We start from the raw sequence: 24,936 nt of genomic DNA on the forward strand, positions 1-24,936 counted from the left end.
TTCAAGCTTAGCCCTTTGTGCATTTGTGGCAGCATGCTCATCGCACGACGTAAATCAAGGCCAAAGCCTTGCTTCGGAGGCTAAAGTTTCTTTAACCAAGGAAGCGAGCGGTCAGGTAATTGCGCCAGCGAATACCTATGAACTATCGCCGTATGAAGCGTCTCTCGCGCAAATGGACGCCGTTAAAAAGGCGAGTCAAAATAGTGATTTATCTTATGAGGTGGTTAAATCGCTCACAGTTGAGGTAGGTCCTCGTATTCCTGGTTCTGCGGGGGATAAACGCGCAGTTGCATGGGCCGAGGCTAAGCTAAATGAGCTTGGTTTTGACAAAGTCTATAAACAAGCCGTGCGTGTGCGTAACTGGGAGCGTGGTTTTGCAGACGCTCGGGTAGTATCACCCTTTCCGCAAGAATTAGTGATTACCGCGCTAGGAGGTTCCATTGCAACGCCAGAAAAGGGCATTGAAGCACCTGTTGTGATGTTTGCAGATTTAGAATCTCTTACCCAAGCGAGTTCCGCCGAGGTTGCAGGAAAAATTGTCTTTTTAAATACTCGTATGCAGCGCGACCGTGCGGGCAAGTTTTATGGGAGAGTAGTTCCAAACCGCGTAAACGGAGCTGTGCAAGCGGCAAAGTTAGGCGCACAAGCGGTCATTATTCGGTCAGTAGGTACTGATAACTCACGTTTTGCCCACACCGGGGTTATGCGCTACGACGACGATGTTGCTAAAATTCCTGCTGGCGCAATTTCTACCGCAGATGCTGATAATTTAGAGGCGATGTTTGAAACACAGTCCGACATCGTTTTGAGCCTTAATATGCAGGCCAAAGAAGCTGGTTGGCAAACATCTTACAATGTCATTGGCGAATTTACCGGCACTGAAAAGCCAGACGAAATTGTGCTGATTTCAGCGCATTTAGATTCATGGGATGAGGGCACTGGCGCCCTTGATGATGGCGCGGGAGTCGGTATTGTGACCGCTGCGGCTAAACTTGTAAAAGAGACACTGGGTCAACCAAAACGCACGGTACGAGTTGTGTTGTATGCGGCTGAAGAAATAGGCTTGGTGGGCGCATATCAATATGTACGCGACAACAAAGACACGCTAGAGAATATTATTATGGCGGCTGAGTCTGATTTTGGTGCAGGCCAGATTTATCAGCTTGACACACGCTTTGACCCGGCTGCAAGAATGCAGGCTGGCGCGCTCTATCAAGCCTTGGAAGATATGGGCATTACACTTGGGAATAACACCACTAACGGTGGCCCTGATGTGTCTATGTTGCCGGCTCAAGGGGTACCGGTTATTGCATTAAGGCAGGACGGAACCTATTACTTTGATTATCATCATACGGCCAATGATACCCTCGATAAAATCAAACCGGAGGATATTCAGCAGAATCAATCAGTTTGGGCAATGGTGACGGCATTTATGGCTAACACCGATTTTGACCCTAGACCAGCCCCTCAGCTTTAGTCAGTTAGATTGTTTCGAGAGCGCTTCTTGCATGCGCTCTTGAATAACTTCAACGAGAAGATCAGGCTGGAACTTTGAAATTAATCGGTCGCAGCCTACTTTTTTCACCATCGCCTCGTTAAAACTGCCGCTCAGTGAGGTATTAAGTGCGATGTATAAACTGCTCATTCGTTCGTCTTCTCTCACCTCAGCGGTGAGTCGATAACCGTCCATCTCAGGCATTTCGGCATCGGTAAACATCATGAGGATCTCATCGTTGACGTTTTTGCCCTCATCGGCCCATGCTTTTAGACGTTTTAATGCATTCAATCCATTTTTCTCTTCAATCACTTCAATGCCTAAGGGAGTTACCGTCTCACGAATTTGCCAACGCGCTGTTGCTGAATCGTCGACCACCAATATTTTCTTGCCCACGAGATGTTCACTAATGCTTTCATCTAGCACGTCCTCTGAAATAGTGGTGTCATAATGGATGATTTCAGCGAGCACCTTTTCCACATCTATAATTTCAACTAATTCGTGCTCATCGCCGTTTTTAACGTGCGTGATAGCGGTCAAATAATGATTTTTCCCAGCAGTGCTGGGGGGAGGTTGAATATCGCTCCAAGAAGTGTTGACGATATTCATAATTTGGCCAATTAAGAAACCCTGCACAGAGCGATTGTATTCAGTAATAATGACGTTGTTGGCTTCATAGTTATCAGCGTTGCCTCTGAGCTGTATCGCTCGACGTAAATCGATGATGGGAATGGATTTACCGCGGTAGTTAATAACGCCTGTAAGGTGAGAATGCGAGCCTGGCATCTTATTGAGCGTTGGCATTGTCAGCACTTCTCTTACTTTAAACACGTTCAAAGCAAAGGTATGTCTTGAGCCAAGTTTGAACATCAAAATTTCTAAGCGGTTTTCACCCACTAACTTTGTGCGTTGGTCAATTGATGACATCAACTTTGACATGTTCTGCTACCTTTTAAGAATATTAATGACGAAGAGCGGGATTATTCGAACACCTTCTCTTCTTAGCTCTGTTATCGGCGGCGGTTTTCATTTCTTCACTGATTTAATACCGCGAATAAAAGATGGCCCTACGCAAATACCTTCAAATTCTGGTGATGCTTACATGCCGCTTACATGCCTAAAATAGACATTCGCAAAAAGTTATTGATAAAAAGTCGATGCGCGTGGTTGCAATCTGACTGTCTTCTCGCATAATCAAACTCTTGTGTTATGCACATCTACGCTTTTAGAAACTTATACAATAATAAAAACGACGGAGCATTTGCCATGGAGCAAGCTAAATCTACATGGGTCACCCGAGCCCTTGATAAAGTTGAAGTAGTCGGAAATAAACTGCCCGACCCAGCGATGATATTTTTCATTTGTTTAGTATTTATTTGGGCATGTTCTGCCATCTTCTCACAGTTTAGTTTTTCAGCACTCGACCCTCGCACCGGTGAGGCCATTGTGATCAACAACTTACTGACGGGCGAATCTCTCGCTGACTTTCTAAGTAGGATGGTGACAATTTTTACCGGTTTTGCCCCGCTTGGCGTTGTTTTAGTGGCAATGCTCGGGGTTGGTGTGGCTGAGCACTCCGGCTTTATCAGTGCAGGCTTAAAGCGCATGCTCGATTCGACGCCCCGCTTTTTACTAACGCCTATGGTCGTGTTGGTCGCGATTGTAAGCCATACCGCTACCGATGCAGGATATGTGTTAGTGATTCCCTTAGCTGGCGTGATTTTTTACGCTATGGGGCGACACCCTCTCGCCGGCATAGCAGCTGCTTTTGCCGGCGTGAGCGGCGGATTTTCGGCAAACTTTGTGCCCTCAGCCATCGACCCTCTCTTGCAAAGCTTTACCCAGGAAGCGGCGCGCATCATTGACCCTGCGATTATGGTCAATCCGCTGAATAACTGGTTTTTTAATTCTGCGTCTTCGTTATTGGTGATTGGTATTGCATGGTATTTAACCGACAAGGTAATAGAGCCACGCCTTAAAAACGTTAAAGTAGACGGCGACCCCGCTGACATCCCTAAATTTGAGGAGCTCGATCCTAAGCAAACCCGCGCACTGCGTTGGGCAACGGCGACCTTGGTATTGGGAATTGTCGCCTTGGTGCTTGTTTTGTTACCAGAAACCTCACCCATGCGAGACGCTAATGGTGAATTAACATCGTTTGCCGCACCTGTCATGCAGTCGATTGTGCCCATTATATTCTTGTTATTTTTGTTTCCGGGCGTTGTATACGGGTACTTGTCGGGCACTTATCAGTCAACTAAAGACATGATCAACAGCATGACTAAAGCAATGCAGGGAATGAGTTACTACATTGTTATGGCGTTTTTCTGCGCTTTATTTATTGATGCTTTTGGTAAATCAAACTTAGGCGCGCTGCTGGCAATTGAAGGAGCTGAGTTTTTAAAAGCGCTGTCGCTTCCGGCGATGATAACCATTGTTGGCATTATTTTATTGACCGCTTTTGTTAACTTGTTTGTTGGTTCAAGCTCTGCAAAATGGGCGCTGTTAGGTCCTATTTTTGTTCCGATGTTAATGCAGCTTGGAATCTCTCCAGATTTAGCGCAAATCGCCTACAGAGTGGGTGATTCATCGAGTAACATTATTACCCCGCTGTTGCCTTACTTCCCGCTTGTTGTGGTGTATTGCCAGCGCTACGTAAAGTCTACCGGCATTGGCACTTTACTCTCCTTAATGCTGCCGTTCAGTATTACCTTGTTGATTTGCTGGACCGCATTTTTGCTTATTTACTGGTCTATCGGCATTCCTTTGGGTATTCAGGCCAGTTATGTATATCCTGCAATGTAAGGCTTAAAGTAACTGCTAAAAAATGGTCAAATGGCGCTTTATTACCTTTAAAGCGCCATTTTCTTATTTTTAGACCATAAAAGCATTGCTGTTAGTGGCAAGGTTTGTTAAAACGCTAGTAACGGTGACCAACAACAAAAATCCACCGATTCGAAGTAAGGGATGCAAACACATCGACAGAACGCGAATTACCGCGCTATAAAAATTTCTTTACTAACCACCAAAGCGCATCTGTTCGTAATAACAGTGCATTGATTGTGTAAATTAAAAACCATGCAAAAAGACAGTGTTAACAACCTCCATGTTGCCTCCGAGCAAGTATTGATCACCCCTGAACAACTGGCCAAAGAGCAGCCGGTGAGCGACAAGGCTATCGCCTATGTGCAAAATGCCCGCAGCATTATTTCAGATATTATTCATGGCAAAGACCATCGCCTCTTAGTGGTATGCGGACCTTGTTCAATTCATGATGTGAAAGCCGCAAAAGAATATGCTGTAAAGCTCAAAGAGCTGCATGAGTCGTGTAAAGATACGCTATACATCGTAATGCGTATGTATTTTGAAAAGCCCCGCACTACAACGGGCTGGAAAGGCTTAATTAACGACCCACATATTGACGATTCTTTTGACATCGACACCGGCATTCGCCGTGCACGTGACCTTCTAAACTATTTAGCAGAGCTTGAAATCCCGGTTGCGACCGAAGCGCTTGACCCCATTAGTCCGCAGTATTTATCAGAATTTTTCAGTTGGGCGGCCATTGGTGCGCGTACCTCAGAATCGCAAACCCACAGAGAGATGGCAAGCGGTCTGTCAATGCCTGTTGGCTTTAAAAACGGCACCGACGGAAGTTTAGATATTGCAATAAATGCACTTAAATCGGCCGCGTCTGGTCATAGTTTCATGGGCATCAATAAACAAGGCCAAGTCAGTATTATCAAAACCGAAGGTAATCCCGACGGTCATGTGATTTTGCGCGGTGGAAAGCAACCTAATTATGATTCAGTATGTGTAGCCCAGTGCGAAGATGAGCTCAAAGCCGCCAATGTAAAAGCGTCGCTTGTGGTTGATTGTAGTCATGCTAATTCTGCCAAAGACTACCGCCGTCAGCCCTTAGTTGCTGAAAATGTGGTTAATCAAATATTAGAGGGCAATCAATCCATTATTGGTATTATGTTAGAAAGCCACTTAGTTGAGGGCAACCAAGGAACCAAAGGTAAGACAGCAAGCGAGCTAACCTATGGATTATCAATCACCGACGGCTGTATTAGTTGGGAACAGACTCATAAGACTATTTTGGCAGCGCGTGAAAAACTCATTACAGTACTGCCCATGCGCCTGCAAAAGCGCCAAGCTTAAGCTTTAGTACTATATGGGTGTAATGCATCAGCACCGCCACCTGAACGGCCAAAGCGAGATAGTGTGAATAACGACGAATCAGATAATCAAGGCAAGCACAGTGCCAAGGTACCCGATGCACTATCTCGGCTTCGTGCACAAATAGATGAGGTTGACAGTGAGTTAGTCAAGCTCTTGCAAAAGCGCAGCAGTATTACTACGCGCATCGGTCAATACAAAAGCGAGCAGGGCCAGCCCATTTATGTGCCTGAGCGCGAGCGAGCGCTTATTGATGCGCGCCGGTCAGAAGCCTCAGCCCTTGGGGTGTCACCAGACTTGATTGAAGATATTTTGCGTCGGTTAATGCGAGATTCCTATCATTCCCAGCATGCTAAGTATGCCTGCATTAATCCCGACATTAAAAAAGTGGTGGTTGTAGGCGGCGAGGGAGCCTTAGGCAAAGTATTTGTGGCGCTCTTCAAACAAAGTGCATACCAAGTTGAGGTGCTTGAAAAGACAAACTGGCATGAGCGTGAAGCAACTCTAGTTGATGCAGATATGGTGCTAATGGCGGTGCCAATCAACTCGACTTGCGACATTATTGCTCAGCTACCTAAGCTCAAAGACTCCTGCGTACTGGCGGATGTAACCAGTATTAAAGAAGCGCCTCTGCGCGCTATGCTAGCGGCCCACAGCGGTCCTGTTGTGGGTCTGCACCCTATGTTCGGGCCAGATGCACCGGGCATGATTAAACAAGTGGTTGTGGTGTGCGAGGGCCGTTTACCCGAGCAATACGAATGGTTACTTGCGCAAATGCGGCTGTGGGGAGGGGCACTGTATGAGTCAAGCGCAGCGGAACACGATCAAGCCATGGCTTACATTCAGGTAATGCGCCACTTTAGTACCTTCGTTTATGGGCAACATCTACAGCAAGAAAACCCAAAGCTAAGCGAGTTGATTGCGTTTAGCTCTCCTATCTATCGGCTTGAGCTTGCAATGGTGGGGCGTCTGTTTGCTCAAGCTCCCGAACTTTATGCCGATATCATCTTCAGTAATCAAGACAGTGTCGCGCTTCTTAAACGCTTCAGTGCCCGATTTGAGAGCGCTATAGAACTCTTACAAGCCGGCGATAAAACGCGTTTTATAGAGCAATTTAGAGACGCGTCACGTTGGTTCGGTGACTACGCACAGATGTGCCTAGTCGATAGCAAAAAAATGCTATTGAAAGCCGATGATAGTCATTTACTAAGAAAAATCGAATAAAGGTGCCGCCGCTACTTAATGAGCACCTTGTATTCATTGTTTGTGTTCGTTAAAGCTAGCTAGAGACACCTTATTATGACGTTAAAACTTAGACTCATGTTGTCGATGATAGTCATCGCGCTTACTTGCATTCTTTTGCTGTCGGCATCTTCATTAACCGTACTGGTAAATGTATCGACTCATGCGCTTACTGAGTCTGCAAGAGACAACTTAACGTCTAAGTTAGTCAATACCACCCAAGCGGTTGAAACCTACATCGACACGCTAGAATCGCAACTTCGAGTAAAATCGCAGGAGCCAGCTTGGGTAGAGGCCATGCAGGCATTTGTGCCAGCGTTTAATAAATATTCGGCGCAACGTACGTCGCTGACTCAATCGGAAGTCGCTAGCCTGGAGCAATATTATACTCGCGATTTTTCAGCACTTTACGAATCGCGCAACGACAAGAAGTTGTCACAAACTGACCGTTTATACAAAAATTTAAGCGCTAATTCTTTAGCTTTGCAGCACGACTTTATTGCTTCTTCATCTTTTGATATTGGCAGTAAAGACGGCTTGGTTCGGCTTCCTAATGCCACCGACTATGCAAATTTGCACGCGCAATTTCACCCATCGGCTAGGCGTTTCCTGAAAGAGTTTGGCTACTACGATATTTTTCTTGTAGACGCGCCTACCGGACACGTTGTTTACAGCGTATTCAAAGAGCTAGACTACGCCACCAGCATTAAGACTGGCCCCTATGCGAATACCGGTATTGCTGAGGCCTACAAGCTTGCGCTTGAGGCGACATCTAGCGATGAGGTGTTTTTTAGTAATCTCAATACCTATTTGCCGTCTTATGACGCTATGGCTGGCTTTTTGTCATCGGCGATTTTTGATGGTGACCGAGTGATTGGTGTGCTTATTTTCCAAATTCCACTAGACCGACTCAATACTGTTCTTACTCGCAACAGCGACTGGATTGATCAAGGCTATGGTCTGAGTGGCGAGACTTACATGGTGGGTAATAACAAAAAAATTATCACTGAAAGTCGGTTTTTCTTGGAAAATCCGACAGCCTACTATGAAGCCTTGTCGCAAAAATCGCCCCAAGTGGCAAAAAACGTGAAATCAGCTGGCACCACGGTAGGTATTCAACCGGTTAACACGGAAACGGTTCAGGCGGCCCTTAACGGTCAAGCGGGCTTTACGGAAATTACCGACTACCGAGGCGTTCCAGTGTTTTCAGCCTACGCGCCCATTTCAATTGGCAATTATGACTACGCGGTCATTGCGGAAATGGACGTGGAGGAAGCGCTTGCTTTAGCCTCAGACATTCAGTCTTCGTTTATATACACCGTGCTTATTGTTGGGCTTGTCGTCTTACTAATCGCTGGATGTATCTCAGTATACCTAATTGTGCGAATCACGAAGCCGCTGCATTTTGTTGGAAAAATGTGCCACGACTTAAGTGCCGGTACGGGCGATTTAACCATTCGCTTACGCGAGTGCGGTATTCCTGAAATAGATCGTTTATTGGTATCATTTAACACTTTTATTATTCAAGTACACGACATCGTATCTACGATAAGAGAAAATTCTCACGCACTAGCATCGGCGTCTGAGGAGCTCTCTGCCATTACGGTTGAGAGCCAGCGCAATGCAAGTGAGCAACGCACACAAACTGACTCGGTATCCGAAGCTGTTGAAGAACTCTCGCAGTCAATCAGCTCTATTTCCGATACAGTACAGAACAACCTAGCTCAAAGCGAAGCGGCTAAAGAAACCTTAGCAAACAACATGGACAAAACAGACATTGCAGCTAACAACATTCGCAATCTTGTTATGCTGATTAAAGAGTCGAGCAATGTCATTGCCTCACTGCGCGGGGAAGTAAGTCAAGTAACAGAATTTTTGGAGGTCATTACCAGTATTGCTGACCAAACCAATTTGCTGGCGCTGAATGCAGCGATAGAGGCAGCGAGGGCAGGAGATGCAGGGCGGGGATTCTCAGTCGTTGCAGATGAGGTAAGAACTCTTGCTACGCGCTCGCAGGAAAACACTGAAAAAATATCATTAATTGTAGATAAGATGACTAAATCGTCAGACGACAGTGTAACTGCAATGGATAAGGCGGTTAGCGCGGCTGATAAGGGGATAGACTTGGTTGAGACGGTGACCAATGCGCTTAATACGCTAGCGCGGACGCTTGAAGAAAATCAGGCGCTTGCCAATACGGTCGCCCACGCCACAGCACAGCAACAGCAGTCGTCTGGCCAAGTCGCACACAGTGTATCGCGCATCAGCGATGCAGCCCATGATGCTGAAACAGGAGCCTCGCAGACCAATCAGGCAGCGCAAGAGCTGGCGTCGATTGCGGCTAAAACCATGGATATGGTGAGTCGATTTAAGGTTTAGGGCTTATCTTAAGCCTGTGCCTGAGCCTTAACCCTATTAGCCCTTAGCTGCCTTTTGTGAGGGCATTTACCGCAGCTACTTTGGTTGGAGAGACTTCTTCTACCGGATAGCAACCCAATACTTTGAAATAGCGGGTCATGCCACGAAGCGTATCAATCGCTTTTTGCAGAGGCCCGTCTTCTATATTGCCCTGCATATCTAAGTAGAACATTTCTTCCCACGGATTGCCGTTAATCGGTCGCGACTCGAGCTTGGTCATATTGATGTTATTTTCTTTGAGTACCAACAGTGCATCAACTAATGCACCCGGTGTTTGCACGGTTGACATAATCACCGTTGTTTTAGCGGGAACCTGTAAAGGAACTTTTATCGGTTGACTTGCTACCACAATAAAACGGCTGTGATTCTCTTTTTGATTGGCTAAATTAGACTTGATTGCGCGCAGATTATACAGTTTGCCACCGGCTTGCGAGCCGATTGCCGCAACGGTGTCGCTCTGTAATTCGTTTACAATCAACATCGCTGCCGACGTGCTGTCGCACGGTTTTACTTCAACGTTGCCCAAATCTGCTAAAAAATGACTGCACTGTGCAAATACCTGAGGATGTGCGTAGAGCGTCTGAATTTTACCCGGCTCAATATCGTTGTGTACCAGCAGAGCGTGATTAATAGGGTGAGTTAGCTCACCGACAATATTTAAACGGGTGTGTTGAAGCTGGTCATACACTTCATTAATACTTCCCGACGAGGTGTTTTCAATGGGCAGCACCGCAAAATCCGCTTCGTTACTTTCAACTTTTTGAATTATTTCCGCAAAGCTCTGACAACCGATCTCCATTAGTTCGCCGCTTCTGCGCGCAAAATATTTTTGCGTTGCAAGGTAGCTGTAGGAGCCTTTTTCACCCAAAAATGCGACGCGATTAAGCGGCAGTTGAGCGCCGGGGTTTGCCCATTGGGCAAGCATTGATTGCTGGTTGAGTACCGAGTCTTCAATAATGACGTGAAATAGTTTGGTGACAAAATGAGGATCGAGGCCCACCGCTTGCCCTTGTTTTATCAGGCGAACTAAAAGTTGCTCTTCTCGCACTTGGTCGCGCACCGGGATATGATGTTTTACTTTTGTTTGTGCAACTTGCATAGTGAGCTTTTGTCGCCCAGCGATAATGTTGAGGAGCTGATTGTCGGTGTCGGTAATTGCTTTACGCAGTTCTTCTAATTCGTTAGTGGCCAAATGCTTTCCCTGTGTCGCCTCAAAGCGGCGCTGAATCTGTTTCGCTTAGTGGGAATGTATGCAAGGCGGCAAGCTATGTCAATGCTGATAATGTGGGAATTGCGACAATTGTTGCCGTAGTGGGTATAAATGCGCTGAATAACTCTTTTGCTTAGTTATCGGTCAAGCAGTCTAGCAAGCAATCCACGCACTTCATCTGATTCAAAGGGTTTATCGCAAAGTGCATTCACACCCGTTTGCTGAATGTTGGTCATATGCGTGCTGCTAGTCGACTCCGAAGTCACCATGATGATAGGAATGTGGGTTGTTTCGGGATTAAAGCGAATAAACTCTGATAATTCACGCCCGTCCATTTCAGGCATGTTGTAGTCGGTCACCACAAGATCAAACTCCTGATCTTTAAGAAAAGTAAGTGCGTGCGCTCCGTTCTCTGCCTCGGTGATTAGCTCAATCCCCATATTCATCAGGACACGCTTGATATGATTACGGGCCAAGCGGCTGTCGTCGACCAACAAAACGCGGACGCTTTTAATGTCAAACAATGATAGGTCGAGCTCTTCTGTGTTAAGCAGTTGCAAGCTTGCGTTTAATCCGCGCTGCAAATGAATAGGTTGAAACGGCTTAGGTAAAATGGCTGCTACACCTGACTGCTTAAATTTATCAAGCTTTGCAAAACTAGTTTCGCTTGAAACCAACATAAAAGGAATGTTGCTGGTCGCTTCTTCATTTTTTAGAAACTGCAAAATATCCAGACCACTGCCGTCAGCTAAATACATCGCGCTTACCACAACATCGACATTATGTTTTTGAATTTCATGCTTTGCTTGCGTCACATTTTTGACGATATCTACCCCGTGCACGTCAGCAGAGGTCAACAAACCTTTGATAATTTTAGCCTGCGTGTCAGAGGGTTCAATCAGTAATATATGTAAATCAGAAATCGACAAATTTTGCATTAAAGTTTCTCGTTAATGAATTCAAAATAGCTGAATTCGTGGTTAACTATTATTCGGTTTACAGTATGAGAGAGCCTATATCTCTGGGCTAACGGTTTTTGTCATATTGATTTACAAGCGCGTGTCTTTAGCCACCCGCTAGCTTGACCTTCATACCTTTACTTTCCAATATCTCTTTGAGCTTTTCTCTTACATCGCCCTGTATTTCTATGGTGTAGTCTTTTACAGCACCGCCACATCCGCATTGTTTTTTCAGCGTAGAACAAAGTGTTTTTAGCTCGTCTTTGTTCATGCCAAGGCCTTCAATACTGCTAACCCCTTTACCTTTTTTACCCTTCGTAATGCGCTTAATACGCACAATACCGTCACCGCTAGGAAGGATTTCTTTCGCATCTTCTTTTGTACTGATGCGCCCACTGTCGGTGGAGTATACAAGCCGTGAGTTGTTCATTTTCTTATCCCTGTTCACAGTTTAATCATTCAATAATAATGCCAAGTATTATCACAAACGCTTTTAATTTATCTTCAGTTGCACTTTATTCAGACGCGTTGTAAACGCCGAATCAAGCTTATCAAGCTCTTATTTTGAATAATAGCGGTGCAAACGTCGAGCGCTGCGATAAATATTAGTGAGAATCAGAAGCGAATAATGTCACCGAGGCATTAAGCTAGAGTGCTTACACAGAAAAAGTGATCGACCGCGCTATAAAAGTTGTAATTGAGAAGTATTATCATTTAAACTCTTGGGGTATTATCGCTATGCAGCGCAACGAAACGCTTCTCCGTGCCGAGCATTGCTTCGTAATACTGTTTTATACCGTTGTTCCGTAATGGTGTTTCGCAACATTATTTCGTAAGGCTATGGCGCATTAGTTTTAATGCTAGCTTTGCGCAATGCATAAAAATGAAGAAAGGCCTTGTGCGGTAAAAGACAAATTAATTCACAACCACTTACTTTTAATGTTAGGAGCTTATGATTAATAATCTAACGAGTAACAAATCAACGATTTATGCAAACACGCCAAGCCGTTTTATTTTGGCCGCTGCGCTTATATTTATGGCTTGCTTTAACGCATCCTCAGCCATGGCTGAGCAGGTAAATGTGTACTCAGGTCGTCAGGAGGCGCTAATCAAGCCTCTATTGGATGACTTTACAGAGCGAACTGGTATTAAAGTGAATTTAGTGACCGGCAGCGGTGATGCGCTTATCAGCCGCATGCAGGCTGAGGGTGAGTTATCACCTGCCGATGTTATTATTATGGCCGACGCTGGACGCTTGGTCAGAGCAAACCAACTTGGATTGCTACAAGCCATTACAAGCGATGTGATTGCCCAACGTGTACCTGAGCAGTTACGGGCCGACAACCAAGCTTGGATTGCTTTAACCACGCGTGCGCGACCCATCATGTATGTAGAAGGTGAGTTTGAGCCAAGCAGCATTCAGTCTATGGCCGACTTGGGGCTGGAGCGCTTTGAAGAACAAATTTGTATTCGCTCTTCTAGCAATATTTACAATCAGTCGATGGTGGCCTCGTTAATGATATTGCAAGGTGAGGAGCAAACTCTTGAGTGGGCAAAACGCGTTGTAAGCAACTTCGCACGTGCCCCTAAAGGTGGCGACCGCGACCAAATCAAAGCCCTTGTAGCTGGCGAATGCTCTCTTGCGGTGGCAAATACCTATTATTTGGGCGGTATGCTTGCGTCTGACGACCCACAAACCAGAGACATTGCGAATAAAGTGGGCGTAATCTGGCCCGACCAAGATACGAGCGGCACCCATGTAAATGTGTCAGGTGCAGGGATTGCAAAGCATGCGCAGCACAAAAAACAAGCCGAGGCTTTATTGAGCTTTATGCTGGAGCGCGATTCCCAGCAGTGGTACGCACAAGTAAATCATGAGTATCCAATTATCGACGGCGTTAAATGGAGCGATGAACTCATTGGATTAGGTACGTTCAAGGCACAAAACGTTGACCTAGAAAAGATGGGTGAACTCAACGATGAAGCGCTTCGCTTGATGGATAAAGCAGGCTGGCGTTAAACTTTGAAAAATGCGCGATGGTTAGTAGGGAGTTGTTTAGGGATATCGGCATTTGTTGTACTCCCTCTATGCATCGTTGCGTTTAGTGTTTTTTCATTTGATGTGGCTTTATGGCGGCATTTAGCCACGACCGTGTTGTCAGAATATGTTTTAAATAGCCTCATCCTTGCTGTTGGCGTTGGCATAGGCACTATTGTAGTTGGCAGCACCTTGGCTTACCTAATGGTAAACTTCGACTTTATGGGCAAATCGGTGCTGTCTTGGATGGTACTGCTGCCGCTTGCCATGCCCGCCTATATTATCGCGTACACCTACACCGGCATTTTGGACTTTGCAGGACCGCTTCAAACTTACCTTCGCAGCAGCTTTGACTGGCAGCGGGGTGACTATTGGTTTTGGGATGTTCGTTCTTTAAGCGGTGCCATTGTAATGATGATTCTGGTGCTCTACCCATATGTATACATTTTGGCGCGCACCGCCTTTGTTGAGCAGTCTTATAGTTTTGTGAAGGTTAGCAAATTAGCAGGTTACAGCCGCTGGCATCACTTTAAGCGAGTGTCATTGCCCTTAGCTAGGCCCGCTATTCTTACCGGTGCTTCTCTTGCGATGATGGAAGCACTGGCCGACTACGGAACGGTTGCGTACTTTGGCGTCAGTACGTTTACCACCGGCATATTCAGAACTTGGTTCGGGATGGGTAATATACAAGGGGCAGCGCAGCTTTCAACCTTATTATGCATGTTTGTGTTAGTGCTCCTCGTGCTTGAAAAACATTCACGAAAAGACGCATCAAAATATCAATCGCGTCATCTTTCTCAATTTTCAGTAAACAAACTGCACGGTATTCATTCGCTGGTCGTTATGCTGGTGTGCTTATTGCCTGCGTTGTTAGGCTTTGTAGTGCCGTTTACTCAGCTTCTTACTTGGAGTGCTCAGTTTGCTGAAGTTGGCGACCTATCGTCCTTTTTGGCTTTAGTAAAAAACTCACTGGTACTGGCCAGCGTTGGCGCTTTGGTAATTGTTGGCTTAGCTGTGTTGGTGTCTTACAGTAAACGTCTGGCCAACAAAAGAGTGGTAAATACTGCAGAGCAAGCGCTTAGTTTAGGCTATGCGGTGCCGGGGATAGTGATTGCGGTGGGTGTGCTTATTATGGCGGGTTTTATCGACCGACACTTAAATCAGTTGACGATTGCTTGGTTCGATTATCGTCCCGGATTGGTGTTTTCAGGCACCATTGCAGTATTGGTGTTTGCATACACCGTTCGTTTTTTGAGCGTTGCCCTACAAAATACAGAAACCGGTTTGCAGCGCTTACCCAAACGACTCGATAATGCAGCGCTTAGTTTGAATGGAAGTGTATTTAGGATGCTTCGTAAAATACATGTACCGCTGTTATCTGGCAGCGTGATCAGCGCGCTACTGTTAGTGTTTGTCGATATACTAAAAGAGCTACCGGCAACGCTGGTGCTAAGACCGTTTAACTTTAATACACTGGCGGTGCGTGCATACGAACTGGCGTCTGACGAACGTCTATTAGATGCGGCATTACCGGCCATATCAATTGTATTAGCAGGCCTTCTACCCGTGGTGTTGCTAACGCGCCAACTAAATAAAACGAGCGTATAAAATGTTGAGTATCGATAACTTAAACTTAGCCTATGGCGATACACAAGTGCTCAACGACGTTTGCATAGCGCTGGGCTCAGGTGAAATTGGCTGTATTTTAGGGCCCTCTGGCTGTGGTAAAACTACTTTGCTGCAGGCTATCGCTGGATTTCACCAGGTTCAGGCCGGCAAAATATTCATCAAAGATGCTTGCGTTGCCAGTGAAAACCTCCACCTATCGCCCGACAAACGAGGTATTGGTCTTGTGTTCCAAGATTTTGCCTTATTCCCTCATATGAGCGTGTTAGACAACGTAAGCTACGGTTTGCATCATTTGCCAAAGTCCGAGCGAAAGCTCGTTGCGCTCGAGAATATAGAAAGGGTAGGGCTGGGCGAGTATGCAGATAAGTTTCCAGGCTCGCTTTCGGGCGGTCAGCAGCAACGCGTCGCAATTGCTCGTGCGATTGCGCCTAACCCTCAGCTCATGCTACTAGACGAGCCGTTTTCAAGCCTTGACCCTGAGCTTAGGGAGAAAGTTGCAGTAGAGGTGCGGGAACTTATCAAGCGTTTGGGTATCACCGCTTTATTGGTTACGCACGACCAGCAAGAGGCCTTCGCTTTTGCTGATAAAATAGCGATTTTAGCTGAGCATAAATGTCAGCAGTGGGACACGCCTTATCAGCTTTATCATGAACCTAGCTCTCGTTTTGTAGCAAATTTCATTGGTGAGAGCACCTTTATTTCCGGTGAGGTGATGCCGCAAGAAGCAGGCTCTGCATCGGTTTATGTGAACACTCAATTGGGACGCTTTGCACTGTCAGGCCCTCAGGCCGATAAAAACGAAGGGGATAAACTTGATGTGCTGGTGCGCCCTGACGATATTGTGCATGAAGATAGCAGCCCGCTAAAAGCCACGGTTGTCGACCGCCGTTTTCGCGGTGCTCACATTATGTATCGACTACAGTTGCCTAACTTCTCTGAGCATGTGCTTTGCCTTGCGCCAAGTCATCATGACCATAGCATCGGCGAATCATTTGGTATTCGTATGAGCATAGACCATGTAATTTGTTTTCCCGCAACGATTTCTCGAAACTAAATAACGCCCTAATAAATTCCTCTTCTCTCGTTTTGCATTGAGGCTGTTTGGTTTATACTACGGCGCTTGAATAACTTGGCTTGATGCCAGTCCCGCAAAGATACAAATAAAGGCAATTAAATGCGCACTGATTACTGTGGAAGAATCGATAAAAAATACATTGGACAAACCGTTACCCTCAAAGGTTGGGTAAACAAGCGTCGCGATTTAGGCGGCGTAATTTTTATTGATTTGCGTGATCGTGAGGGCATTCTTCAGGTGGTTATCGACCCTGACACAGAGGCGGCCTTTGCAACAGCGTCGGAGCTGCGTAATGAATTTTGTGTTGATATTGTTGGTATTGTGCGTGCGCGTCCAGACAGCCAAGTGAATAAAGACATGAGCACAGGCGAGGTTGAGCTTTTAGGTAAAGAGGTGAGCATCATCAATCGTGCGCCTGCATTACCGCTTGACTGGAATCAAGAGAACAGCGAAGAGCAACGTCTGAAATACCGATATCTCGACTTACGCAGACCGCTGATGACTGAGCGTTTGGTATTTAGAAGCAAAGTGACCGGCGCGGTGCGTCGTTATTTAGAAGACAATGAGTTTTTAGATATCGAAACGCCTATTCTTACCGCAGCCACCCCAGAGGGTGCTCGCGATTATCTTGTGCCGAGCCGTACGCACAAAGGCGAGTTTTTTGCCTTGCCGCAGTCACCACAGCTTTTTAAACAATTGCTCATGATGAGCGGAATGGATAAATATTATCAAATCGTAAAGTGTTTTCGTGACGAAGACTTACGTGCAGATCGCCAGCCAGAATTTACCCAAATTGATATCGAAACATCATTTTTAGACGCAGATGGCGTTATGTCGATTACCGAAGGCCTCATTCGTGATTTGTTTCAAAAAATGCTCAACGTTGATTTAGGTGACTTCCCTCGCATGACTTACGCTGAGGCCATGCAGCGCTACGGCAGCGATAAACCAGATTTGCGCAATCCGCTAGAGATTGTAGATGTGGCGGAAATTGTAAAAGATATCGAGTTCAAAGTATTTAGCGCGCCGGCTAATGATGCAAAAGGCAGAGTTGCCGCCATTTGCGTGCCCGGCGGAGCCAGTCTGTCGCGTAAACAGCTTGACCAATACGCCGAGTTTGCTGGCATTTACGGGGCAAAAGGCCTTGCATGGATGAAGGTGAACGAAGCGAGTAAAGGAATTGAGGGCATTCAATCGCCAGTATTAAAATTCTTTACTGAGCAGAGTATCACGGCGCTTCTTGCAAAAACGAAGGCAAAGGACGGCGACATTCTTTTATTCGGTGCTGATAGTTATCAGGTAGTAACAGAGGCGCTTGGTGCCTTGCGCCTGAAGTTAGGCAAAGATTTTGACCTGCTACAGGGTGAGTGGAAGCCATTGTGGGTAGTCGATTTCCCTATGTTCGAAGAGGTGGATGGGCAGCTTCATGCACTTCATCACCCGTTCACCGCGCCTAGAAATAGCGACTTGGACGCGTTAAAAGCAGCGCCTGCCACCGCCTTGTCTAATGCGTATGATATGGTGTTGAATGGCGTTGAGCTTGGTGGTGGTTCGGTGCGTATTCACAGTATGGATATGCAGGCCTTGGTCTTTGAACTATTAGGTATTGGTGAGCAAGAAGCGCAGGAGAAATTTGGCTTCCTGCTTGAAGCCTTGAAGTATGGCACGCCGCCCCATGCAGGTTTAGCGTTTGGCTTAGACCGCTTGGTTATGCTGATGTTAGGGGCTGAGTCGATTCGAGATGTTATGGCCTTTCCGAAAACAACAACCGCCGCTTGTCCGCTTACGGGTGCGCCAGGTAAAGCTAACCCGCAGCAGCTTGAAGAGTTAGCCATTATGTCTATTGCAAAACCTGCATCTAGCGACTCGACACCTAAGCAATAGATGTCTTTAAAACGCCCGGAGTCAGTGCTGGTAGTGCTTTACTCAGAGCAGTCGAATGTACTGCTTTTGCAGCGCGATGACGACGCTGACTTTTGGCAGTCTGTAACAGGTACAATAGAGGTAGGTGAGAGCCCAATCCAAACCGCATATCGAGAGGTTGAAGAGGAAACCGGGCTGAAACTCTCGTTTGATTCACACGATATTGTAGACTGCCGTCATGTTAATCAGTACCGTATTCGACAGGCCTGGCTGCACCGATATCCAAAGGGAACTCAGTATAACAATGAGCATGTGTTTTGCGCGCAAATCGCGCAAACCCATGAGATTACCCTGACCGAGCATCTGAGTTTTAAATGGCTAAGCAAGGCGCAAGCAATCGAAAAAGCATGGTCTGAATCAAATCGTATTGCCATCAAAAAATTTGTGCCAGAAAGTTTAATTGCCGTGCATAAAGGGTCTCCATGAAGATAATTCTCGGCATCGACCCAGGTTCTCGCATTACCGGTTACGGCATTATTCGTGTTAGCGGAAATAAAACCGAATACGTAGGCAGTGGATGCATTCGGGTGCAAGATGAAAATTTAGCGTCACGCCTGCACAATGTTTATACCGGCGTAAAGGAAATTATTCGGCAGTTTCAACCCACTGAGTTTGCAATTGAGCAGGTATTTATGGCAAAGAATGCAGATTCGGCGCTGAAGTTAGGACAAGCGCGAGGTGCCGCCATTGTTGCCGCTACCGGTAATGCCCTTCCCGTTTTTGAGTACTCTGCACGCCAAATTAAACAGTCGGTAGTGGGTACCGGTGGCGCCGACAAAACGCAAGTGCAGCATATGGTAACGCACTTGCTCAAATTAGGTAAAACGCCACAGGCCGACGCCGCAGACGCCCTTGCAGTTGCATTGTGTCACTTGCATACTGAGCAGAGCATGATTCGGATGTCGGGGCAGGCGAGTAAAACAGTGCGCGGCAGATTGCGCAAATGAAGTTTCATCGCTCTCAATCAAGCTTAACGACTATATAGTAAGCGAAACATCTCACATAATGACCTAGGGTAAATGGAGCACAGTACATATGATAGGAAGGCTACAAGGTACTATTGTTGAAAAACTCCCGCCAGATATCGTGCTGGACGTTGGCGGTGTGGGCTATGAAATTCAGCTACCGATGACAAGTTTCTATCAACTGCCAGAGGTGCAAGGTAGCGTACTTTTGTATACGCATTTTGTAGTGCGAGAAGATGCTCAGCTTTTATTCGGATTTATTGACCGTCAAGAGCGAAGCCTGTTTCGTATATTAATAAAAGCAAATGGCGTAGGGCCAAAACTGGCCTGTACTATTTTGTCGGGGATGTCTGCCAAGCAGTTTATGCAGGCGGTCATGCATGAAGATATTACCGCGCTGGTTAAAATGCCGGGTGTAGGGAAAAAGACAGCAGAACGCCTTGTTGTAGAATTAAAAGATAAGCTGAAAGACATAGAGGCTCCGCTGCATAGTTACGTGCCAGAGGGTAATATTGAGCCGGTAGACGTGGCACCGATTTTAGCGCCGGTGGCGTCCTCGAAAGATGAAGCAATCAGCGCGCTCGTTGCACTCGGTTACAAGCGAGCACAGGCAGAAAACGCTATTAATAAGGTGTTGACCGACGATGCAAGCAGTGAACAGTTAATTCGCGACGCGCTTAAGTCGATGGTGTGAATCTTAATGGGAAAACAAAATGATTGAAGCTGACCGTATTATTCAGCCCCATGCGCAAGGTGAAGACGAAGCGGTAGACCGCGCCATTCGCCCTAAAATGCTTAGTGATTATGCCGGGCAAGATCATGTTTGCGAGCAAATGGAGATTTTTATTCAGGCGGCACGCAAACGAGAAGATGCACTGGATCATTTGTTAATATTTGGACCGCCCGGATTAGGCAAAACGACCTTGGCAAACATCGTCGCCAATGAAATGGGAGTTAATATCAAAACGACCTCAGGGCCAGTGCTTGAAAAAGCCGGTGACTTAGCCGCGCTGCTTACCAATCTTGAAGAAAATGACGTTTTGTTTATAGACGAAATACATCGATTGAGCCCCGTAGTAGAAGAAGTGCTTTACCCTGCAATGGAGGACTATCAGCTAGACATCATGATAGGTGAGGGGCCGGCTGCTCGTTCGATAAAGCTAGAATTGCCGCCATTTACGCTCATTGGCGCAACTACTCGTGCAGGTTCACTTACCTCTCCACTTAGAGACCGTTTTGGTATTGTGCAACGCTTAGAATTTTACAATGTGCCAGACCTAACAAACATCGTGGCTCGCAGTGCGGCTTACTTAAATTTAAATATGCATGAGCAAGGCGCCGTTGAGATTGCAAAGCGCAGCCGAGGCACGCCTCGCATTGCGAACCGCCTGTTGCGAAGGGTCAGGGACTATGCAGAGATAAAGGCTAATGGTGAAATAAGCGCTGATGTTGCTGCCAGTGCTCTCAACATGCTCGATGTAGACAAGCAAGGCTTTGACTTTATGGACAGAAAGCTGCTGTTGGCGATTATTGAGAAGTTTTCTGGCGGTCCGGTAGGGCTTGATAATGTGGCTGCCGCCATCGGTGAAGAAAAAGAAACGATAGAGGATGTTATTGAGCCGTTTCTGATTCAGCAAGGGTTTTTACAACGCACGCCACGTGGGCGTATTGCCACAGACCATGCATATCTGCATTTAGGCTTTAAAATCAAAAAAAGCGAATAGAGGTGAGTCAGACTGTTGTGCTAAGTGGTGCATAAAAAAAAGCCCGCACAGAGTGCGGGCAAAAAATGATCAACGGAAGGGATTTCCATGAAAACACGAACAAACAAAAACCTGCTCACTTCGTACTTGCTGCGTATATTAAGGATTTTTTGATGGCAAACAACTGAATTAATTTCGACTCTCGGATTAAAAAATCTAATCAGTTTGCACAAGTGCAAAATACATTCTTCAGTAGTAGCGCAATAAATATGCGCTTTTTAGCAAATAATTAACAATTTACTTATATTTATTAGCATTCAACCATGAAAAATTTTGATATCACCGTAAGGGTTTACTTCGAAGACACCGATGCTGGTGGCATTGTCTATCACGCCAATTATTTGCGCTACTTTGAACGGGCTCGAACCGACTGGCTTAGAGCTTTAGGTGGCGAACAAAAAAAATTGTTGGAACAATCCATTGCTTTTGTCGTCAAAGATATCAATATTAATTATCGTAAAAGCGCTGTGTTGGATGATGTCTTAACAGTAAGCTGTGAGCCAGTTACAATAAAGCGTGTTAGTCTGTTGTTTAAACAGGCTGTATATAATAATAAAAATGAATGTTTGGTTGAAGCATTGGTGAAAGTCGGCTGCATAAATGCGGACTTAAAAACGCCATGCAAGATTCCAGATGCTATTTTAAGGGAAATGCGCAGTGACCAGTGATATGTCTATCGCCAGTTTAGTACTGGAAGCAAGTTTTGTTGTGCAGCTTATTATGCTGCTTTTATTAGGTATGTCGATTACCAGCTGGGCGTTTATTTTCCAGCGCAACACGGCGTTAAAATCGGCACAGGCTGAATTACGCGAGTTTGAAGATACCTTTTGGTCGGGCGCTGACCTCAATACCCTTTACACCGAACTTTCTCAACGCGACAACGTGTTCGGAAGCTCACTCATTTTTTGTTCAGGCTTTAAAGAATACGTACGCCTTCGCAAGACTAGCGGAATTGCACCTGAAGCAATCACCGACGGCGCATATCGTGCCATGCGTGTGGCGATGTCTCGAGAAGTCGATGAGCTTGAAACACGCCTTCCTTTTTTAGCCACCGTTGGTTCTATTTCTCCCTACATTGGTTTGCTCGGAACGGTATACGGCATTATGACAGCGTTTATTGCACTCGGCCAAGTTAAGCAGGCCACTTTGCAAATGGTTGCGCCGGGCATTGCCGAAGCACTTATTGCAACAGCAATAGGCCTGTTTGCCGCAATCCCAGCATACGTTGCTTACAACCGTTTCTCGACCAAGGTCGAAAAGCTTGAAAATGCGTATGGAAACTTCATGGAAGAGTTCTCGGCAATACTGAATCGCCAAAGTCTAGCAAGCAGAGGGTAAGTTTATGTATCAACGACGCAGGCGGCGGCCGGTTTCTGAAATGAACGTCGTGCCCTACATCGACGTGATGTTAGTTTTGCTGATCATATTTATGGCGACCGCGTCGGTGATTGCACAAGGCGTGAAGGTAGACCTGCCAAAAGCGCAGGCGCAAACCCTTGAGACCGACGAAGAAACAATCATGATAGTGTCGATAGACGAGCAGGGCTTGTATTATTTAAACGTGGGCGATAATCCTGAATCGCCGATGCAGGCTGCCGATATTGCCGCGATAGTAAAAACACGCTTAGGTGTCGACCCAAGTATACCGGTCGTGGTAAATGGTGACAGAACCATTAGCTACGAAAAAGTAATTGATATGATGGTGCTCTTACAGAGCTCTGGTGCGCCTTCTGTGGGGCTAATGACTGACCCTAACTCCTAAGGCAAGGCGCTTGTTGGTGGCAAAGAAGAACAAGATGTTTAAAAAATTGATGCGCAAGATATTCAAATGGCAAATCACTGTTGGGATAAGTTATTAAAAGTAAACGTGCAGCGATGAAACAGAAAAAGGCCTTAATTGTATCGTTTGGACTGCATGCTATTGTTGTAGTGCTTTTGCTTGTGTCGGTTAATTTTAATCCAAAACCCACAGTTAGCTTTGCCGCGCAGTCTCAGCCCATACAAGCGGTGTTTATCGACGCCCAAGCAATCGCCGAGCAAAAGCGGCAGCGCGATCAGGCCGAGGCTCAGGCTAAACAGCGAGAGTTAGAAAAGCGTCAAGCGCAAGAGCGCCGAGCTCAGGCCGAGCGCGAGAAGAAGCGTAAGGCAGAAGCGGATGCCAAGAAAAAACGCGAAGCTGAACAAGCCCGCCAGCAGAAGCAAAAAGAACAAGAGCGTCAGCGCACGCTTGAAGAGCAAAGAAAGCGAGAGCAAGAAATGCAGCGCAAGCTCGAAGAGCAGAACAAGCGCAAGGCGCAGTTGGAAAAAGAGTTAGCTGAACAGCTAGCACAAGAACAACAGGCTTTGTCGGCGGCGAACTCGCGCCGAGTAATGAGCGAGGTTGAAAAGTATCAGGCCTTGATCCAACAAACGATTGTGCAAAACCTTTTTGATATAGAGTCGTTTGTGGGGCGAAGCTGCCGATTGAAAGTTCGTTTAGCGCCAAGCGGTTTAGTGATTGAGGTAAAGATATTGGAAGGCGATGCCGCATTATGCCGAGCGTCACAAAATGCGGTGTTAAGGCCAAGCACTCTGCCGGTGTCTGAAGACCCAGCGGTATTTGCCGAACTCAAAAATATAAATATTACAGTCAGCCCGGAGATATAATGAAGCGAATGCGCACGTTTAGATGTTGGATTACCCTTGTTTTTGTTAGCTGCGCTTCTTTTGTAACGCATGCCCAGCTAGAGATAATGATCACTGAGGGAGTGAATAACGCGCGGCCCATAGGTGTGGTGCCGTTTCGGTGGAATGGCGATACCGTGCTACCAGAAAATATTTCAGACGTGATCACCAATAACCTGCTTAGAAGCGGCAAGTTTAACCCTATTCCTATGTCGCAAATGCCACAGTTTCCAACACGAGATGATGAAGTTGACTATGACGCGTGGGCGTCGAAGGGCATCGATACAGTATTGGTGGGCAACATTGAAGAGCGCGGAAATGGACAATATCAGGTGTCTTTTGAGCTGATAGACGTGTTACGTGCACAAATTACTGGCGGTGAGGCTAAGTCGTTGCAGGGTGGACAATTGGTTTTGAGCAAAGACCATATTGTTGAGGCGCGAGAAAAGTTAATAAACACCAATGACTTTCGCCAGTACGCGCACATCATTAGCGACATTGTGTATGAGGCCCTTACCGGTGAGAGAGGGGCGTTTTTAACCCGCATAGCCTATGTCATTGTGCGCGACCGAAGCACTGAGCCCTTGCCGTATCAATTAGTTATTGCAGATTACGATGGCGCGAATGAAACACGCTTGCTGTCGTCGCCAGAGCCTTTAATGTCGCCCTCGTGGTCACCCGATGGCAATAAGTTGGCGTATGTGTCATTTGAAAATAAAAAGTCACAGATATTTATTCAGGATATTTACACCACGCAGCGCACGCTAGTAACAGATTTTCCCGGCATTAATGGGTCGCCGGTGTTTTCACCAGACGGCAAAAAGCTCGCCATGGTGCTGTCTAAAGACGGCAACCCAGAAATTTATGTGATGGAGCTTGCCAGCCGCAGGCTCGACCGAATTACCCGAAATCGTGCCATTGATACGGAGCCAAGTTGGGCACCAGATGGCAAAAGCTTGATATTTAGTTCTGAACGGGGTGGAAAACCTCAGATTTATCAAGTAAATTTAGATACTAAGCGACCAAAAAGGCTTACATTCGAAGGGGAAATGAATCTTGGTGCCTCTATTACGCCAGATAACACAAATTTAGTTGTCGTAAATAGGACCCAAGGCGATTATCATATTGCGCGGCAGAATCTGCAAAATGGTAATATGTTGGTGTTAACAAAGACCTTTTTAGATGAGTCTCCAAGTATTGCGCCAAATGGTAGTATGATTATCTACAGCACAATGCATGAAGGCGAACAAGTGTTGTCACTTGTATCACTAGATGGTCGTTTTAAAGCGCTATTGCCAGCTGCAAACGGGCAGGTAAAATCGCCAAGTTGGTCACCATTTTTATTATAAAAAAATAGATTAAACAATAAGGAC

The 24,936-nt window shown here is 46.2% G+C and carries 22 protein-coding genes; 18 read left to right on the forward strand and 4 right to left on the reverse strand.

The genetic code is table 11. The features are described from left to right. Window positions 1–118 precede the first annotated feature (118 nt). A complete protein-coding gene (locus ACFO4O_RS01710; RefSeq protein ID WP_382408182.1) occupies window positions 119–1,477 on the forward strand; it encodes a M20/M25/M40 family metallo-hydrolase in 1,359 nt (452 codons plus the stop codon). On the opposite strand, the gene ACFO4O_RS01715 is transcribed toward ACFO4O_RS01710, so the two are convergent. Next, window positions 1,478–2,434 carry a chemotaxis protein CheV gene (locus tag ACFO4O_RS01715; RefSeq protein WP_382405561.1) on the reverse strand — a complete coding sequence of 319 codons (957 nt, stop codon included), beginning with the start codon at window positions 2,432–2,434 and terminating at the stop codon, window positions 1,478–1,480. Between the two features lie 327 nt (window positions 2,435–2,761). Here ACFO4O_RS01715 and ACFO4O_RS01720 point away from each other — a divergent pair, with 327 nt between their 5' ends. The 4 genes from ACFO4O_RS01720 (at window position 2,762) to ACFO4O_RS01735 (ending at window position 9,298) form a co-directional block, all read left to right on the forward strand. Then, on the forward strand, window positions 2,762–4,300 hold the full coding sequence (locus ACFO4O_RS01720) for an AbgT family transporter (protein WP_382405562.1): 1,539 nt from the start codon (window positions 2,762–2,764) through the stop codon (window positions 4,298–4,300). Window positions 4,301–4,573: 273 nt separating this feature from the next. Then, window positions 4,574–5,659 carry a 3-deoxy-7-phosphoheptulonate synthase gene (locus tag ACFO4O_RS01725; protein WP_382408184.1) on the forward strand — a complete coding sequence of 362 codons (1,086 nt, stop codon included), beginning with the start codon at window positions 4,574–4,576 and terminating at the stop codon, window positions 5,657–5,659. Between the two features lie 63 nt (window positions 5,660–5,722). Continuing rightward, window positions 5,723–6,901 carry a bifunctional chorismate mutase/prephenate dehydrogenase gene (gene tyrA, locus ACFO4O_RS01730; RefSeq protein ID WP_382405563.1) on the forward strand — a complete coding sequence of 393 codons (1,179 nt, stop codon included), beginning with the start codon at window positions 5,723–5,725 and terminating at the stop codon, window positions 6,899–6,901. Between the two features lie 75 nt (window positions 6,902–6,976). After that, window positions 6,977–9,298 carry a methyl-accepting chemotaxis protein gene (locus ACFO4O_RS01735; protein WP_382405564.1) on the forward strand — a complete coding sequence of 774 codons (2,322 nt, stop codon included), beginning with the start codon at window positions 6,977–6,979 and terminating at the stop codon, window positions 9,296–9,298. A gap of 43 nt (window positions 9,299–9,341) precedes the next feature. On the opposite strand, the gene pheA is transcribed toward ACFO4O_RS01735, so the two are convergent. From pheA to yciH, 3 genes are all read right to left on the reverse strand, one after another. Further along, window positions 9,342–10,529 carry a prephenate dehydratase gene (gene pheA, locus ACFO4O_RS01740; RefSeq protein ID WP_382405565.1) on the reverse strand — a complete coding sequence of 396 codons (1,188 nt, stop codon included), beginning with the start codon at window positions 10,527–10,529 and terminating at the stop codon, window positions 9,342–9,344. A 155-nt stretch (window positions 10,530–10,684) separates the two neighbouring features. Further along, complete coding sequence (locus ACFO4O_RS01745) at window positions 10,685–11,485, reverse strand: response regulator (protein WP_382405566.1); 801 nt, start codon at window positions 11,483–11,485, stop codon at window positions 10,685–10,687. Window positions 11,486–11,612: 127 nt separating this feature from the next. Further along, window positions 11,613–11,936 (reverse strand): stress response translation initiation inhibitor YciH, encoded by a 324-nt coding sequence (gene yciH / locus ACFO4O_RS01750; RefSeq protein ID WP_382405567.1) that lies wholly within the window; start codon window positions 11,934–11,936, stop codon window positions 11,613–11,615. Between the two features lie 522 nt (window positions 11,937–12,458). Here yciH and ACFO4O_RS01755 point away from each other — a divergent pair. The 13 genes from ACFO4O_RS01755 to tolB all read left to right on the forward strand — a co-directional run bounded on the left by ACFO4O_RS01755 (window position 12,459) and on the right by tolB (window position 24,912). Further along, a complete protein-coding gene (locus ACFO4O_RS01755; RefSeq protein ID WP_382405568.1) occupies window positions 12,459–13,526 on the forward strand; it encodes an extracellular solute-binding protein in 1,068 nt (355 codons plus the stop codon). Between the two features lie 3 nt (window positions 13,527–13,529). Then, on the forward strand, window positions 13,530–15,152 hold the full coding sequence (locus ACFO4O_RS01760) for an ABC transporter permease (protein ID WP_382405569.1): 1,623 nt from the start codon (window positions 13,530–13,532) through the stop codon (window positions 15,150–15,152). 1 nt (window position 15,153) lies between these two features. Next, window positions 15,154–16,227, forward strand: coding sequence for an ABC transporter ATP-binding protein (locus ACFO4O_RS01765; protein WP_382405570.1), 1,074 nt, complete (start codon window positions 15,154–15,156; stop codon window positions 16,225–16,227). Window positions 16,228–16,347: 120 nt separating this feature from the next. Next, complete coding sequence (gene aspS / locus ACFO4O_RS01770) at window positions 16,348–18,132, forward strand: aspartate--tRNA ligase (protein ID WP_382405571.1); 1,785 nt, start codon at window positions 16,348–16,350, stop codon at window positions 18,130–18,132. After that, window positions 18,133–18,597 (forward strand): dihydroneopterin triphosphate diphosphatase, encoded by a 465-nt coding sequence (gene nudB / locus ACFO4O_RS01775; RefSeq protein ID WP_382405572.1) that lies wholly within the window; start codon window positions 18,133–18,135, stop codon window positions 18,595–18,597. Next, window positions 18,594–19,118, forward strand: coding sequence for a crossover junction endodeoxyribonuclease RuvC (gene ruvC / locus ACFO4O_RS01780; protein ID WP_382405573.1), 525 nt, complete (start codon window positions 18,594–18,596; stop codon window positions 19,116–19,118). The genes nudB and ruvC overlap by 4 nt, the downstream gene beginning before the upstream one ends. An 88-nt stretch (window positions 19,119–19,206) precedes the next feature. After that, window positions 19,207–19,830: a Holliday junction branch migration protein RuvA gene (ruvA, locus tag ACFO4O_RS01785; RefSeq protein WP_382405575.1), complete on the forward strand. Its 624-nt coding sequence runs from the start codon at window positions 19,207–19,209 to the stop codon at window positions 19,828–19,830. Between the two features lie 19 nt (window positions 19,831–19,849). Further along, on the forward strand, window positions 19,850–20,860 hold the full coding sequence (gene ruvB / locus ACFO4O_RS01790; RefSeq protein WP_382405576.1) for a Holliday junction branch migration DNA helicase RuvB: 1,011 nt from the start codon (window positions 19,850–19,852) through the stop codon (window positions 20,858–20,860). A gap of 302 nt (window positions 20,861–21,162) precedes the next feature. Further along, entirely contained in the window at window positions 21,163–21,567 is a 405-nt protein-coding gene (gene ybgC / locus ACFO4O_RS01795; RefSeq protein ID WP_382405578.1) for a tol-pal system-associated acyl-CoA thioesterase, read from the forward strand. Continuing rightward, on the forward strand, window positions 21,557–22,237 hold the full coding sequence (gene tolQ, locus ACFO4O_RS01800) for a protein TolQ (protein ID WP_382405580.1): 681 nt from the start codon (window positions 21,557–21,559) through the stop codon (window positions 22,235–22,237). Before ybgC ends, tolQ begins: the two co-directional genes overlap by 11 nt. Before the next feature lie 4 nt (window positions 22,238–22,241). Next, window positions 22,242–22,661 (forward strand): protein TolR, encoded by a 420-nt coding sequence (gene tolR / locus ACFO4O_RS01805; protein ID WP_382405581.1) that lies wholly within the window; start codon window positions 22,242–22,244, stop codon window positions 22,659–22,661. Window positions 22,662–22,774: 113 nt separating this feature from the next. After that, window positions 22,775–23,545 (forward strand): cell envelope integrity protein TolA, encoded by a 771-nt coding sequence (gene tolA, locus ACFO4O_RS01810; protein WP_382405582.1) that lies wholly within the window; start codon window positions 22,775–22,777, stop codon window positions 23,543–23,545. Window positions 23,546–23,553: 8 nt separating this feature from the next. Continuing rightward, entirely contained in the window at window positions 23,554–24,912 is a 1,359-nt protein-coding gene (tolB, locus tag ACFO4O_RS01815) for a Tol-Pal system beta propeller repeat protein TolB (protein WP_382408186.1), read from the forward strand. Window positions 24,913–24,936 lie beyond the last annotated feature (24 nt).

This window comes from Glaciecola siphonariae (assembly GCF_042652645.1).
In the GTDB taxonomy this organism is placed as follows: domain Bacteria; phylum Pseudomonadota; class Gammaproteobacteria; order Enterobacterales; family Alteromonadaceae; genus Glaciecola; species Glaciecola siphonariae.